Here is a 15,077-nt window from a genome sequence, read left to right on the forward strand (position 1 = left end):
GTCAGCAATGACGGAAGGAGTTTCAGTTCGTACCTTTAAAATACAGTCCGCGGGTAAAATCCCCCTCAAAGGGTGCGTGGGTGCGGATCATGTCAAGGATCTGCGCTGCTTCCTCCCGGCTTTCCAGCGTGAAGTAGGCCACGCCGTAGTCCACCGTCAGTGCGCCCGGCTTATCTCCCATATAAATAGGTACGGGATTGTAGATGGTGCGCACACCAAGGCCGCACCGCACCGGGAATTTCTTTGCCTTGCGGTCGGTCAGCACACCGGTCTTATCGCAATGGGCGCAGTCGTGGATGTTCTGCAGCGGGCAGGCGCGGGTGACCATCAGCGGCATGTGACCGTACACCAGCACACCGGTGGGCACCGGCCTGCCGTCATGGGTGGGGGCAATGGTGCTGATGTCGCTGTCCTTCACCTCGGGCAGGATGAGCATGGAGCCAAGGCCGTTGTCTGCATAGAACTGTGCGGCCAGCTGATTGGTGATGTTCAGGCCAAAGCTGCCGCTCATGGGCAGGCCCCGGCACAGGCGCAGGTGGGCGATATTGCTCACCTCATAACCCGCAAAACCGGCATCCTGCGTGGCCGCGATGCGGCGGGCAGTGTCCTCTTCCAGACGGCCGAACATGACCCGGGGCAGCTCCAAAAGGGTCTTTGCCCGCCATTCCCGGGGCACGCGGTCGGCCTGCGCAATGGGCAGGATGAGATACTCGATGCCGTCAAGCGCCCGCTCCGGCACCTGCTCCCAGTTCTCGAACCGGGCACGCAGGGTGCGGCGGGACGGCAGGGTGCGCAGCGGCAGAGCGGGCACATGCTCGTCCGTGGTGGGCCATGGGCGCAGCACTTCCCGCTTTTTCAGCAGGGCATCCAGCGCTTCCCGGCGCAGCTCGTTGACGGCGCTGCCGGGCACGAACCACGGCCCACCGTCCATTTCCACCGTGATATCCTCTGCCGATGCCGCAAAGGGCGTACCTCCGGTCTTAGCAAGGCTGCGGTGCAGGCTCTCGGTGGGGTCGGTGCGGGCGGGCTGCGGCTCAGCGTCGCCATAGGCGAAGGCCTTATTGCCGTCGGCGTCCATGACGGTGAGCTTCTCGCCGCCCTCTTCGATCTCCAGCTTCATCTTCACCGGCACACGGCTGCGCTCACGGCGGTAAAGCTCCCGCAGCATAGGCAGGGTCTTTTTGGTCTGCTCGGCGTCCGCTTCGCTGCGCACACCAAACATGGTACCGTCAATTTTCCCATCCAGATAGCCAGAGGTGAAGCCCGAACGACTGAAGGCATTTTTCAAAAGGTCACGGTCGTAGGCGCGGCCCTCCCGGCCTGCCAGACAGGCGCTGACCGCCGCCGCCACGTACTCCGGCGTGCGCAGACGGCCCTCAATTTTTGCCGATGCCACGCCAAGCGCCTGCAGCTGGTCCAGCTTATCGATGACCGAGTTGTCCTTCAGGGACAGGTGGTGCAGACGGCCCGGCTTACCCTCCGGCAGAGCGTTTGCCTCAAAGGGCAGTCGGCAGGGGCCTGCACAGGAGCCGCGGTTGCCGCTGCGCCCGCCCAGAAAAGCCGACATATAGCACTGGCCGCTGACGCACATGCACAGTGCGCCATGCACAAAGCACTCGGTCTCGATGCCGCAGTGCTTCGTGATGTGCTCCACCTCAGGCAGGCTCAGCTCCCGGGCCAGCACCACCCGGGTGAAGCCCAGCTCCTTGAGCTCCAGTGCACCCTGCAGGCTGTGCACGCTCATCTGTGTGGAGCCGTGGCGGGGCAGCTGCGGAGCGATCCTGCCGATCAAGGTTGCCACCGCCAGATCCTGACAGATGACGGCATCTGCCCCGCTGGCGGCAACGGCGCGAATGGCCGCTTCCAGCGCAGGCAGCTCCCCGCCGTAGACGGTAGTGTTCAGTGCCACATGCACGGCCACGCCCCGGGCATGGCAGAAGCGCACCGCATCTTTCAGCGTGTCTGCGTCAAAATTGTTGGCACTGGTGCGGGCATTGAAGCCCGAAAATCCCAGATACACTGCATCGGCCCCGCTGAACACAGCGGCACGCAGCATTTCTTCATTGCCCACCGGGGCAAGGATCTCGATCTTTGACATATTTCTCCTTTATCCTGTAAAAGGCGCTCAGCCCTTCTGTTCCATGCCTTCGCTTCTGCCCGCCGTCTGCTGCGCGGCCTGCTGGGCGCGCTCTTCGCGCCGGGCTTCCTTGCTGCGCATCTTTTCCAGCTGTTCCCGCAGAGCGGCAGCCTCCCGGCGCAGCACCTCATTTTCCGCCTTTGCCTTGTCTTCTGCCAGCTTTGCGCGGGCGGCGTCCGCAATGTAGTCCTGAATCTGGCTGCGCATGTTCTCCGCGCTGCCGGTGCTCTTGCGGTACTCATCCAGATAATCCATGGCGCAGAACACCGCCGCCTTCGTCACCGAAAGGTTTTCGTTTGCGTCCAGCAGCTTTGTGATATCCTCGTCCAGCTTTTTTGCCAGCGACTGGATATATTTTTCCGGGTCCGTCGTAGCGATGGCATACGGCGTACCCGCAATGTTCACCCGTACCTTGTTGACCATATCTATTCCCCTTTATCCTTTTCCGCCCTTGCACAGGCGGTTCTGTTCTTGGTGATTTCCGAAAAGCGGCACCGTTTCCGGTACCGTTTCGGCGTTTTGTTCCCCTCCGGGAGAGTTACCCGACACATTTCCCCCGGAATTTGTGCCCGAAAATGTTTCGGAAAGCAGGTTTCTCTCCCTATTATAATATAAATAAGCATCAAGAAAAAGTGTATTTTTTGAAATTTTGGCATATTTATCAGAAAGTTCAATAAAAAAATGTCAGTTACGGAAAAAATCCCTTGATTCCTTGCATTTGTCATTCTGTCATATTATAATATCTTTGTTATGTTGGCGGCAGAGCAAGTGAGGGAAAGTGTCTGCAGGCGCCAATTATTTCAATTATTTTAGCAAAGCTGAAAACTTATGCGGATAGGAGTACCTTTATGACATCGAAAGAATTCGGTAAACTTCTTCAGGACAAGCTCACCAGCGAGTACGGCGTGGAGCTGAGTGTTGCTTCCAACCAGCAGATCTACCGTTCTCTGGCACTGATCTGCCGCCAGATGATGAGCGAGAACCACAAGAAGTTCCAGTCCAAGGCCATTGGCACCGGCACCAAGCAGGTGTACTACCTGTGCATGGAGTTCCTGATGGGCCGCAGCCTGAAGACCAGCCTGCTGAATCTGGGTCTGGACGAGGTGGCAAAGAAGGCCCTGTCCGATGCCGACATCAGCATTGACGGCATCTTTGAGGAAGAGCCGGATGCAGGTCTGGGCAACGGCGGTCTGGGCCGTCTGGCTGCCTGCTATCTGGACGGCATGGCCACCACCGGCATCTGCGGCACCGGCTACTCCATCCTGTACGAGTACGGCATCTTCAAGCAGAAGATCGTGGACGGCTGGCAGCAGGAGCGCGCTGATAACTGGCTGCCCGGCGGTCAGGTCTGGCTGAAGAGCCACCCGGATCAGGCAGTGGAAGTCCGTTTTGACGGCGAGATCCACGAGAACTGGGACAACGGCTTCCACTATATCCAGCACACCAACTACAACAGCGTCATGGCTGTTCCCTCTGATATGTATGTGCAGGGCTACGACGGCAAGGGCGTTGCCAAGCTGCGTCTGTGGCAGGCAAAGGCACCGGATTTTGATATGTCCAGCTTCTCTCTGGGCAACTACAACACTGCAATGAGCAAGAACGCCAATGCAGAGCTGATCTCCAAGGTGCTGTACCCCAACGACAACCACGTGGAGGGCAAGATCCTGCGCCTGCGCCAGCAGTACTTCCTGTCTGCCGCATCCATCGGCGATATCGTGCAGAACCACCTGTCCAGCTATGCGACCCTCGAGAACCTGCCCGACAAGGTCGCCATCCAGCTGAACGACACCCACCCCACTCTGGCCATCCCCGAGATGATGCGCATTCTGCTGGACGAGTGCGGCTTTGACTGGGACAAGGCATTCAACATCTGCCAGAAGGTCTTCTCCTACACCAACCACACCGTCATGGCTGAGGCTCTGGAAAAGTGGAACGTGGACATCTTCAAGATGACCCTGCCCCGCATCTACCAGATCGTGGTGGAGATGGACCGCCGCGCCCGTGCAGAGCTGGAGAAGGTCTTCCCCGGCGACAAGGGCAAGATCGACTATATGGCACTGATCGGCGACAATCAGGTGCGCATGGCAAACATCTGCGCCTACACCGCCAACAGCATCAACGGCGTGTCCAAGCTGCACAGCGAGATCATCAAGGACAGCGTCTTCCACGATTACTACCTGTTCAAGCCGCAGGCCTTCAAGAACGTGACCAACGGCATCGCTTACCGCCGCTGGCTGCTGGCCTCTAACCCCAGCCTGTGCAAGCTGCTGGACGAGACCATCGGCGACGGCTACAAGCACGATGCTTCCGATCTGTCCAAGCTGAACAAGTTCGAGAACGACAAGACCGTTCTCAAGCGCCTGAACGAGATCAAGCTGGAGAACAAGACCAACTTTGCCAACTATCTGGCAAAGAGCACCGGTCAGATCATCGACCCGAACTCCATCTTTGACTGTCAGGTCAAGCGTATGCACGAGTACAAGCGCCAGCACCTGAACGCGCTGAACATCGCTGCCCAGTACCTGTACCTGAAAGAGAACCCCAACGCCGACTTCATCCCCAAGACCTATATCTTCGGCGCAAAGGCTGCTCCCGGCTACTACATGGCAAAGCAGATGATCCGCATGATCTGTAAGCTGGGCGACCTCATCAACAACGACCCCGCTGTGCGCGACAAGCTGCGCGTGGTCTATCTGGAAGAGTACTGCGTCTCTCTGAGCGAGCACCTGATGCCCGCTGCCGAGGTCTCTGAGCAGATCTCTCTGGCAGGCACCGAGGCTTCCGGTACCGGCAACATGAAGTTCATGTTGAACGGCGCTATCACTCTGGGCACTTTGGACGGCGCAAACGTGGAGATCGCAGATGCTGCCGGCAAGGAGAACGAGCTGATCTTCGGTATGCTGACCCCCGAGGTGAACAACCTCAAGCAGGTGGGCTACCATCCCAACGCCTTCATCATGGGCGACGATGTTGCCAACAACGCTCTGAACTTCTTGGAGCGCGGCTGGAATGGCGAGAACTTCCACGAAGTGACCGAGAACCTGCGCAGCAGCGACCCGTATATGGTCATGGCCGACTTCAAGGATTACCGCCGCGCACAGGCCGACCTGCAGAAGCTGTATGCCGACCGCGAGAAGTGGGCACACATGAGCCTGAAGAACATTGCCAACAGCGGCATCTTCAGCGCCGACCGCTCTGTGCTGGATTACGCACACGACATCTGGTACGCTTCCCCGGTGCCCATGGGCAAGTAATTTTCCCTTAAAAAATCCATCTGCCCCGGCGGCGTTTGGCCCGCCGGGGCTTTTTTGAGAAAGGACGACCCTGCTTTGTCTTGTCTGTTCAATAGCTACGACCCCTATTTCAAGCAGCCATTTGGTGCGCTGCGGGCCGGTCAGACCGTGCGCCTGACCCTTTGCATCCCGGAAGAGCTGGGCTATGTCGATCCTCATCTGGTGCTCCAGAAAGAGGGAAAATATGACGTACCGGTGCACTACCGCATGAAGTTCGACGGCCAGACCCCCCAGCAGAACCACTTTTCCGTGGAGCTGCCGCTGAATGACCCGGGCCTGTACTTCTACTACTTCGATCTCTACACCGACTTCCGCCGCATCTACCGCGGGCCGGACAACTGCGGCGTTGTCAGCTGGCAGGAAGGCGAAAAGTGGCAGATCACCGTCTACGATGCCGGTTTCCAGACCCCGGAGTGCATCAAGGGCAAGGTGTTCTATCAGATCTTCCCAGACCGGTTCTGCGAGGGCATTGAGAACAAGCCCATGCCTTTCCCGGACCGGCTGTATCAGGCCGACAAACACGCCGAACCCTTCTGGCAGCCCAACGAGACCGGCGGCCACCTGAACGAGGACTATTTCGGCGGCGACTTGGAAGGCATCCGTATCAAGCTGCCCTATCTGCGGGAGATGGGGGTGGACTACCTTTATCTTAACCCCATCTTTGAGGCCCACTCCAACCACCGCTACAACACTGCTGACTATCTCAACGTAGACCCGCTGCTGGGCACCAACGAGGAGTTCGAGGTGCTCTGCCGCGAGGCCGCCAAGTACGGCATTGGCATCGTGCTGGACGGTGTGTTCAGCCATACCGGCTCCGACAGCCGCTACTTCAACCGCGAAGGCCGCTATGGGGACGGCGGCGCTTACCGCGACCCCAGCTCTCCCTACCGCAGCTGGTACGATTTCGACCCCAAGTATAAGGGCGGCTACCGCAGCTGGTGGGGTTTCGAGACTCTGCCCGAAGTGAACGAAGAGACCCCCTCGTTTGTGGAGTTCATCACCGGCGAGGGCGGCGTCATCGACACATGGCTGCGGCGCGGTGCCGCAGGCTTCCGGCTGGATGTGGCCGACGAGCTGCCGGACGACTTTATTGAAAAGATCCGTGCCGCTGTCAAGCGGGTCAGCCCGGAAAAGTTCCTGCTGGGCGAGGTGTGGGAGGATGCCACCACCAAATACGGCTTTGGTCAGCGCCGCACCTACCTGCTGGGCAGGGGGCTGGACAGTGTGATGAACTACCCCTTCAAGAATGCCGTGCTGGATTTTGTAAAGGGCAAGCCCGCCCAGCAGGCCATGGGGGAGATCCTGTCCATCTGTGAGCACTACCCCGCCCCTGCCATGGACACTGCGCTGAACTTTCTCTCCACCCACGACACCGAACGCGCTCTCACCGTCATTGCGGACGAGCCCGCCAACGGCCGTGGCCGCGAGTGGCAGAGCGGCCGCTGTGTGACCGGCGAAGCCTACGAGGAAGGGATGCTGCGCCTGCGCATGGCCTATGCCATCATCTACACGCTGCCCGGCGTGCCCTGCCTGTATTACGGCGACGAGATCGGGATGCAGGGCTACCGCGACCCCTTCAACCGTGCCTTCTTCTGCTGGGACAGCCACGAAAAGCGCCTGAAGCCGGTGCTGGCACAGCTGGCGCAGCTGCGCCACAGCTGCGAAGCCTTCCGCACCGGTGAGCTGCGGGTGCTGCGGGCGCAGGACGGCATCCTGCACTACCAGCGCGTAGGCGAAGCGGAAACCGCCGAGATCATCGTGAACCGCTCGGAGCACATCATCGTGGAACCGCTGGCTTCCGGCAAGCACACGGAGGTGAACCCCATGGGCTTTACCATCGTGGTGGAGGAGAACGGCCACAATCCGAACCACAGCTATTACGATATCAAGTAAAAACGATTTGAATGCCCGCCGCGTTCGCTCTGGGCACATTCAGAGGAAATTTTATCTTTTATTATCGCAACAACGGGCAGCCTGCGGGCCGCCCGTTGTTGCATTTTCACGCAAAGGGCCGTATCCGCAAACTACATCTTGCACTGCTTTTCATTTATTTTGTTCTTTATTTCGTTTTCTGCGCAACGTTCCATCAAAAAACGCTTGACCTTCCACCCGGGGGATACTCTATAATAGGGGCATAAGGAGGGAGAACCATGAATCCTGTTCCATTTCTCTGGCTGGCTGCCGTGGTGGGCTTTTTGCTGTTAGAGGCTTCCACCTTCAGCATGACCTCCGTCTGGTTCGCCGTCGGCGCAGCTGCCGCTCTGCTCACCTGCCTGTTCACCGGTTCCTTCCGCGTTCAGGCACTGGTGTTCATTGTGGTAAGCGCCCTGTGCCTGCTGATGTTCCGCCCGCTGGCCGCAAAGCTGCGCCAAAAAAACGTTCCCACCAATGGCGACCGCAACCTTGGCCGGGAGGCCACCGTGCTGACCACCGTCACCGCCGACCTGCCGGGCCGTGTGCGGCTGGACGGCGTGGACTGGAATGCCCGCTGCGCCACTCCCGGCGACACCCTCACCCCCGGGCAGCGCTGCCGTGTGACCGAACTGCACAGCACCCTGCTCATCGTGGAGCCCGTATTGACCGAAAGCCGCAGAGCGTGATCTGCGTTCTGCGCTGAAACGTTGCACCCATCTGAAAAAGGAGAACCACTATGGTCATGTTTTTTCTGATCCTCGCGCTGGTCTTTGTCGTCCTGCTGGTGATCATCACCAACATCGTCATCGTGCCCCAGTCCAAGGTGTATGTCGTTGAGCGGCTGGGCAGCTACTCCGACACATGGTCGGCAGGCCTGCACATCAAGATTCCCTTCATCGAGCGCATCGCCAAAAAGGTGAGCCTGAAAGAGCAGGTGGCAGACTTTCCCCCTCAGCCGGTCATCACCCGCGATAACGTTACCATGCAGATCGATACCGTGGTATTCTTTCAGGTAATGGACGCCAAGCTCTACACCTACGGCGTCAATCAGCCCATTGCCGCCATCGAGAGCCTGTCTGCCACCACCCTGCGCAACATTATCGGCGAAATGGAGCTGGACCACACCCTGACCAGCCGCGACGTCATCAACGGCAAGATCACCGCCATCCTGGACGAAGCCACCGACAAGTGGGGCATCAAGGTGAACCGCGTGGAGGTGAAGAACATCATCCCGCCGCGTGAGATCCAGGAAGCCATGGAGAAGCAGATGAAGGCTGAGCGCGAGAAGCGCGCCGTGATCCTGAAGGCCGACGGTGAAAAGCAGGCTGCCATCACTGCCGCCGAGGGCGAAAAGGAAGCCGCCATTCTGCGTGCAGATGCTGTGAAGCAGCAGCGCATTCTGGAAGCTGAGGGTGAAGCACAGGCCATTCTGGCCGTTCAGAAGGCCAACGCCGACGCCATCCATCTGCTGAACGAAGCCATGCCCAGCGACAAGGTGCTGGCCCTGCGCAGTCTGGAAGCTCTGGCCAAGGTCGCCAACGGCAAGGCAACCAAGATCATCATTCCCTCGGAATTGCAGAATCTGGGCGGCGTTGTGCCCAGCATCAAGGAGCTGATGACCGACCCCAAGGACGCAGAGTGAGCTTTTTGTTTTGAATCGCCTCCGCTTCGCTCTGGCTGTTTTCAGCGGAAATCACTTTTAAGTAGAACACCTCCGGGCAGACTGCGGTCTGCCCGGAGGTGCATTTTCACTGGAAAGGCCGGAATGAAAACATGCATTTTGGGGTTTCAGCCCTTCCTTGTGAAAAAAGGGTATTTCAAAATTAAAAATTCATTTTCGCTGAATCTGTACAGAGCAAAGCGAAGCACATTCAAATCGTTCGTATTGCATCTGTGCCCTGCCTGTGATACCATACAGATAACAAAAACGATACAGCTGGAGGACTTTTCCATGATCTACGATACCCTGAACAACCTGCCCAACTATCTGGGCGTCAGCGACAATCTGGACACCGTCATTGAGTACATCATGGCCCGGGATATCACCACCCTGCCCGCCGGGCGCACCCGCATCGATGGAGACAAGGCCGTGGTCACCGTGAGCACCGTCACGCCCCAGACCTCCGACAAGGCTCTGTTCCAGCGCCACGACAACCACATCACGCTGGAGACCGATCTGGACGGCAGTGAGCTGTTTGAGGTGAGCCTTGCGGAGCTGACCCCCACCAAGCCCACCGATGAAGCCGCCGACACCACCGTGGGCACCGCCGGCACCAGCATTGCCGGTATGCTGTGCGAGGGGCGGTTTGCCCTGTATCTGGCCGGAGAGCCCTATAAATCCGGTCTGAAGGCGCAGGGCTGCGGTAAACTGAAAAAGGCCGTGTTCAGCATCGAACTGGACCCGGACGAGGAAGAGACGGAGGAATAACCAAAAGGAGACTTTCTGCATGGGATTTTTTGCTGTACTGGCTGCAAGCCTGTTTGCCGTATTCCTCTTTACCGTGTTCGGCGGCTATTCGCTGCTGCTCTGGTGTCAGCAGTCCCTGTGGATGGTGGTTCCGCCTGCGGTGGTTCTGGCTGTTCTGGTGTGGACGTTCCTGAAAATGGACGACAAGATCACCGCCCTGCAAAAGCGGGTGGAGGAGCTGGAAGCCGCACAGAAAAACGCCGAAGAGTCCGAGAAATAAATACAGCGACGCCCCTGCAGAAAAAGCTTTTCCTGCAGGGGCGTCGCACTTTTTACACCTTACTTTTTATCCTGTGGGTCATCCAGCCCTTTAAACATCACCATACCCAGACTTGCAAAGCTGGCACCCAGCACAAAACCGACCGTTCCCAGCGTCACGCTGAACAAAACGCCCATAGCAACACCGAACAGGATGCCTGCAGTTTGACTTTTCTTCATCTTACTGCTCTGCCTTTCCGTACCATGCAACGGATAGCCGCCACGAGAGAGCATACAGCACCAGCGCCGCCGCCGCAATACCCAGCAGCCCCAGCGACGAGATGCTCTGCGGAAGAAGGTTTCTCACAAGACCGTCCTCGTTTGCGGCCACGGAAAAGCCCATCAGGGCCGAGAGTGCACCAACTATAAAATAGAACCCGACCTTTGCCTTTTCGTAGCCGAAGCGGTAGCTCAGCGGCAGCAGGATGGTGCTGCTGAGCAGGGTGGTCATGCCCACCTGCACCAGCGTAGAGATCACGAGCGCGCTATCCACGGCTACCCAGTGCAGCTGTGCCACGCCAAGCGCCGCGGCAGCAAAAGCCTCTGCCAGCACCAGCCCGCACAGACCAACGATGTATTTACACCCCACCAGCTGCTCTTTTGTGGCCGGAAGCGCGGCACTGTATTCGTTGAATTTGCTGGTCTGGTCGTATGCCAGCAGTGTCATGGGCATCATACCCAGCAAAAAGCCCGCATAGACAATGAAGAAATTGGCCCCGTTCATTATCGAGATCACGCCCACACCCATCATGACTACAGCTGCCACAACGACCATTTTTGCGTAATACCATGCCTGATATGCGTCCTTTAACAGCAAGCCTTTCATGCAGCACTCTCCCCTTTCACCATCAGCACAAACAGCTCCTCAATGCTTACCGGGGTAAGCTCTGCCCCGGCGGGCATTGCATCCCGGCGCACAAGCGCCTCTACCCCGTAGGGGGTGACCCGCTTGCCGTACACCCGCGTATCCAGTGCCGCCAGCTGCGCCGCCGTACCGTGCCACAGGGCGTATTCCTCCCGCAAAGCGTCCTTTTCCTCACAGAGCAGCAGCCTGCCCTTGTGCAGGAAGGCGATGGTATCGCACAGCTTTTCCAAATCGCTGACGATGTGGGAGGAGATGAGGATAGAGTGGTTTTCGTCCCGGGTAAAGTCCAGCAGCAGGTCGGTCACCTCGTCCCGCACCACCGGATCCAGCCCGTTGGTGGCTTCGTCCAATAGCAGCAGCTTCGGGTGGTGCGCCAGCGCCACGGCAATGCACAGCTTCATCTTCATGCCGGTAGAGTAGTCCTTGTATTGCTTTTTGTCCGGCAGGCCGAACTTCCGGCACAGCTCCGCATAGGCAGCAGCATCCCAGTTGCGGTAGATGCCCGCCATCACCTTGCCTGCCTGCACTGCGTTCAGGCACAGGGGGATGCCCTCGCTGCCCAGCACCACGCCGATCTCCTCTCTGGTGCGGACGGAAACAGTGCGGCTGTCCCTGCCAAGGATGGTCACGGTACCGCCGTCCCGCTGCACCATATCTAAGATTAACCGGATAGTGGTGCTTTTGCCTGCTCCGTTTTCACCGATCAGTCCGCAGATGGTGCCGCCGGGCAAGGTCAGATCCAGCGGTCCGAGGGTAAAGTCCTTATAGTGCTTTGTAAGTCCCCGCAGTTCCAGTGCGTTCATGTTCAGCCCTCCCACAGCAGTTCCAGCATCTCCCGCAGCTCTTCCCTGCTCAGCCCGCAGGATACGGACAAGCGGACGGCCTCGGTAAGGTGCGCTTCAATTTTTTTCAGGTTCTCTTCCCGCAGCAACTCGGTGTTTTTAGGGGCTACAAAAAAGCCCTTTGCCGGTACTGCGTAAAGGAAGCCCTCTTTTTCCAGTTCATCGTAGGCGCGCTTGGTGGTAATGACGCTGATGCGCAGATCCCGTGCCAGCCCCCGGATGGAGGGCATGGCCTCGTCCGGCTGCAAAGCCCCGCTGATGATCTGCTGCTTGATCTGGTTGTAGATCTGGTCATAGATGGGCGCGCCGCTTTTGTTGTTGATAAACAGTTCCATCGGCTGCTCCTTTGGCTCTTGTGTTTTATCTGTATATGCACAGTATATACAGTAGATACAGATTTGTCAAGAGAATGCGCAAAAAAATACACCCGCCGTCCAAAATGGACAGCAGGTGCATTTTTTAGGTTTTACAGTGCCTTGATGGCGGTCTTGATGCGCTCGGCGGCCATCTTGGTCTTTTCGGCGTCACCGAAAGCGGTCAGGCGGAAGTAGCCCTCGCCGCACTCGCCGAAGCCCACGCCCGGGGTACCCACCACGCCGCAGTTTTCCAGCAGCCAGTCGAAGAACTCCCAGCTCTTCATGTTACCGGGGCAGCGCAGCCAGATGTAGGGGCTGTTCTTGCCGCCGCAGTACCACACGCCGCACTCGTCCAGAGCGTCCGCGATGACCTTGGCATTCTTGCGGTAGTAGTCCAGATTCTGCTGGATCTCGGCCATGCCGCTCTCGGTGAACACCGCAGCGGCGGCGCGCTGCACCACGTAAGGCACACCGTTGAACTTGGTGGTCTGGCGGCGCAGCCACAGCTTATTGATGTTCATGCCCTCGCGCTCCAGCTCCTTGGGCACCACGGTGTAGCCGCAGCGGGTGCCGGTGAAGCCTGCGATCTTGGAGAAAGAGCAGATCTCAATAGCGCATTCGCGGGCCCCCTCGATCTCGAAGATGCTGCGGGCGAGGTTCTCGTCCGAGATGAAGCACTCGTAGGCAGCATCGTACAGGATGATGGCATTGTTCTTGCGGGCGTAGTCCACCCAGACCTTCAGCTGGTCGCGGGTGTAGGCGGCACCGGTGGGGTTGTTGGGGCTGCAGATATAGATGATGTCTGCCTTTACGTTCTCGTCCGGCATACCCAGGAAGCCGTTCTCCTGACCGGTGCGGCTGTAGATGATCTTACGGCCATCGGTCACGTTATCGTCCACATAGGTGGGGTAAACGGGGTCCGGCACCAGCACGGTGTTGTCCACATCGAACAGGCCCAGCACATTGGCCAGATCACTCTTGGCACCGTCCGAGATGAAGATCTCGTCCTCTGCCAGCTGGGTGCCGCGGCCTGCATAGTAGCCCTGAATAGCCTGCTTCAGGAAGGGGTAGCCCTGCTCCGGGCCATAACCATGGAAGCCTTCCTTTGTGCCCATTTCGTCGGCAGCGTCATGCATGGCCTTGACCACGCACTTTGCCAGCGGCTGGGTCACATCGCCGATGCCCAGACGGATGATCTCCTTCTCCGGGTGTGCCTCCTGATAGGCAGCCACCTTGTGGGCAATGTCCACGAACAGGTAGCTGGCCTTCAGCTCGTTGTAGTGTTTGTTCATTTTCATAATACTTTCCCTCGCTTCTGTTTTGGTATGACCCTCTCATTCATCTCGCGTCCGCTCGATGCCAGCTCCACCGAGTGGGGGAGCTTTTTTGTTGTGAAGAAAAACTTTTCCTCTTGATGTGGAAAAGCTCGCCCTTCGGGAGAGCTGTCGCCGTCAGGCGACTGAGAGGGTTCTCGTTTTTCTTACACTTCCGTCGTGCCCTCGCACACGGTCTCGGCGGCGCCGGTCATCAGCAGCTGGCAGCCTGACAATACCCGGATGGTCAGCACACCGCCCCGCAGCTGCACATGGATGTCCTCTCCGGCGGGGCAGATGCCCAGCTCGGTCAGGGCTGCCACAGTGGCGCAGGTGCCGGTGCCGCAGGCCCATGTCTCGCCGCTGCCGCGCTCCCACACCCGCATTTTCAGGTGGGTGGCATCCACCACCTGCACGAACTCGGTGTTGATGCGCTCCGGGAAGTTTGCGTGGTGCTCAAAGCCGGGGCCGATGTCCTCCAGCTTCAGGCTGTCCACATTCTCCACCACGGTCACGCAGTGAGGATTGCCCACGCTGATGCAGGTCACCTGCCAGTCTTTCCCGTCCACGGTCAGGGTCTTATCCACAAGTGCGCCGTCTCCCATGTTCACCGCCGGCAGGTCGGCAGGCATGGCACTGTAGGCCCCCATCTCCACCTGCCACAGGCCCGCGCCCTTGCGGGTGACGGTCTTCAGACCGCTGAGGGTATCAATGGCAAGGGTCTCTTTGGAGATGCCGTGGGTATACAGCCACTCGGCCACGCAACGGATGCCGTTGCCGCACATCCTGCCCTCGCTGCCGTCGGCGTTGAAGATGCGCATCATGCCGTCGGCACCCGCCGTCTGCGCAGCGCAGATACAGATGATGCCGTCGGCTCCGATGGAAAAATGCCGCCGGGACAATTTTTCGGAAAAGGCTGCGATGTTCTCCGGCACACCGCTTTCGCGGCAGTCCAGATAAATATAGTCGTTGGCGCAGCCCTGCATTTTGGTAAATGAAAGCTTCATGTTCCATTCTCCTTATTGGTGAACATTCCGTTCACCTGAACTCACTTCTCTATAATGATAAGAAACCCGGGGGCTTCTGTCAAGCGAAAATATGCGTTTTGGAACTTTTTTCGTGTTCCCGGACGGGAAAGCGAAAACAGGGCTTGACAACAGCCACGGCATGGGATATAAAAAAAGAGAGCGTTCTGTACAGCCCGGTGGAGCCGCGCAGCATCCGCAGGCGCACCATCACAGCGCCGCACCCACGGCCCCAGTGTACAGACCAGCAAAACAACTGCAAAAAGGAGACCACAGGAATGGATACTTTTGAAAAAATCCGTGCATTGCTGGCGGAGCAGCTGGACGTTGATCCGGCAAAGATCACGATGGACAGTGACATCATGAGCGATTTTGAGGCCGACAGCCTGGACATCGTGGACATGGTGATGACACTGGAGGATGAGTTCGGCATCGAGGTGCCGGATGACGCCATCGAGTCCCTGCGCACCGTGGGCGATGTGGTAAACTTTGTGGACAGCCACGCGCAGAACTGATTTCAGTCGAAAAGCCCCGTTCTCCGCGCTGCGGCACCCGGCCGCGGCTGCAGGCGGGGCTTTATTATGGTTCGTGCGGAACGTACAGCGTT

At 58.4% G+C, this 15,077-nt stretch carries 15 protein-coding genes; 7 read left to right on the forward strand and 8 right to left on the reverse strand.

Going from position 1 to position 15,077, the window contains the following annotated elements; translation table 11 throughout:
* Nucleotides 1-22 precede the first annotated feature (22 nt).
* Nucleotides 23-2,098: a U32 family peptidase gene (locus MTP37_RS09135; RefSeq protein WP_249237003.1), complete on the reverse strand. Its 2,076-nt coding sequence runs from the start codon at nt 2,096-2,098 to the stop codon at nt 23-25.
* Between the two features lie 27 nt (nt 2,099-2,125).
* Nucleotides 2,126-2,560: a cell division protein ZapA gene (locus MTP37_RS09140; protein ID WP_249237004.1), complete on the reverse strand. Its 435-nt coding sequence runs from the start codon at nt 2,558-2,560 to the stop codon at nt 2,126-2,128.
* A 425-nt stretch (nt 2,561-2,985) separates the two neighbouring features.
* On the opposite strand from MTP37_RS09140, the gene MTP37_RS09145 reads away from it, so the two are divergent.
* The 6 genes from MTP37_RS09145 to MTP37_RS09170 all read left to right on the forward strand — a co-directional run bounded on the left by MTP37_RS09145 (nt 2,986) and on the right by MTP37_RS09170 (nt 10,031).
* Nucleotides 2,986-5,391, forward strand: a complete 2,406-nt coding sequence (locus tag MTP37_RS09145) for a glycogen/starch/alpha-glucan phosphorylase (protein WP_249237005.1) — start codon at nt 2,986-2,988, stop codon at nt 5,389-5,391.
* Between the two features lie 75 nt (nt 5,392-5,466).
* On the forward strand, nt 5,467-7,323 hold the full coding sequence (locus MTP37_RS09150; RefSeq protein ID WP_249237006.1) for a glycoside hydrolase family 13 protein: 1,857 nt from the start codon (nt 5,467-5,469) through the stop codon (nt 7,321-7,323).
* A gap of 257 nt (nt 7,324-7,580) precedes the next feature.
* Entirely contained in the window at nt 7,581-8,030 is a 450-nt protein-coding gene (locus MTP37_RS09155) for an NfeD family protein (RefSeq protein WP_249237007.1), read from the forward strand.
* A gap of 50 nt (nt 8,031-8,080) precedes the next feature.
* Nucleotides 8,081-8,986 (forward strand): SPFH domain-containing protein, encoded by a 906-nt coding sequence (locus MTP37_RS09160; protein ID WP_249237008.1) that lies wholly within the window; start codon nt 8,081-8,083, stop codon nt 8,984-8,986.
* Between the two features lie 309 nt (nt 8,987-9,295).
* Nucleotides 9,296-9,772, forward strand: a complete 477-nt coding sequence (locus MTP37_RS09165) for a NanQ anomerase/TabA/YiaL family protein (RefSeq protein ID WP_015537814.1) — start codon at nt 9,296-9,298, stop codon at nt 9,770-9,772.
* Between the two features lie 19 nt (nt 9,773-9,791).
* On the forward strand, nt 9,792-10,031 hold the full coding sequence (locus MTP37_RS09170; protein ID WP_249237009.1) for a hypothetical protein: 240 nt from the start codon (nt 9,792-9,794) through the stop codon (nt 10,029-10,031).
* 59 nt (nt 10,032-10,090) lie between these two features.
* On the opposite strand, the gene MTP37_RS09175 is transcribed toward MTP37_RS09170, so the two are convergent.
* The 6 genes from MTP37_RS09175 to dapF form a co-directional block, all read right to left on the reverse strand.
* Nucleotides 10,091-10,249 carry a hypothetical protein gene (locus tag MTP37_RS09175; RefSeq protein ID WP_249237010.1) on the reverse strand — a complete coding sequence of 53 codons (159 nt, stop codon included), beginning with the start codon at nt 10,247-10,249 and terminating at the stop codon, nt 10,091-10,093.
* A gap of 1 nt (nt 10,250) precedes the next feature.
* The gene (locus MTP37_RS09180) at nt 10,251-10,895 is read right to left on the reverse strand and encodes an ABC-2 transporter permease (protein WP_249237011.1); all 645 of its coding nucleotides are present in this window, start codon (nt 10,893-10,895) and stop codon (nt 10,251-10,253) included.
* Nucleotides 10,892-11,737, reverse strand: a complete 846-nt coding sequence (locus MTP37_RS09185) for an ABC transporter ATP-binding protein (RefSeq protein ID WP_249237012.1) — start codon at nt 11,735-11,737, stop codon at nt 10,892-10,894. Before MTP37_RS09185 ends, MTP37_RS09180 begins: the two co-directional genes overlap by 4 nt.
* Nucleotides 11,738-11,739: 2 nt before the next feature.
* Entirely contained in the window at nt 11,740-12,159 is a 420-nt protein-coding gene (locus MTP37_RS09190) for a GntR family transcriptional regulator (RefSeq protein WP_330221217.1), read from the reverse strand.
* A gap of 83 nt (nt 12,160-12,242) precedes the next feature.
* The gene (locus MTP37_RS09195) at nt 12,243-13,430 is read right to left on the reverse strand and encodes an LL-diaminopimelate aminotransferase (protein WP_249237013.1); all 1,188 of its coding nucleotides are present in this window, start codon (nt 13,428-13,430) and stop codon (nt 12,243-12,245) included.
* A gap of 182 nt (nt 13,431-13,612) precedes the next feature.
* Complete coding sequence (gene dapF / locus MTP37_RS09200) at nt 13,613-14,452, reverse strand: diaminopimelate epimerase (RefSeq protein WP_249237014.1); 840 nt, start codon at nt 14,450-14,452, stop codon at nt 13,613-13,615.
* A gap of 296 nt (nt 14,453-14,748) precedes the next feature.
* Between dapF and acpP the strand changes: the two genes are divergently transcribed.
* Nucleotides 14,749-14,985, forward strand: a complete 237-nt coding sequence (acpP, locus tag MTP37_RS09205; RefSeq protein ID WP_044953468.1) for an acyl carrier protein — start codon at nt 14,749-14,751, stop codon at nt 14,983-14,985.
* Nucleotides 14,986-15,077 lie beyond the last annotated feature (92 nt).

It is taken from the genome of Faecalibacterium sp. HTF-F, assembly GCF_023347535.1.
In the GTDB taxonomy this organism is placed as follows: domain Bacteria; phylum Bacillota; class Clostridia; order Oscillospirales; family Ruminococcaceae; genus Faecalibacterium; species Faecalibacterium wellingii.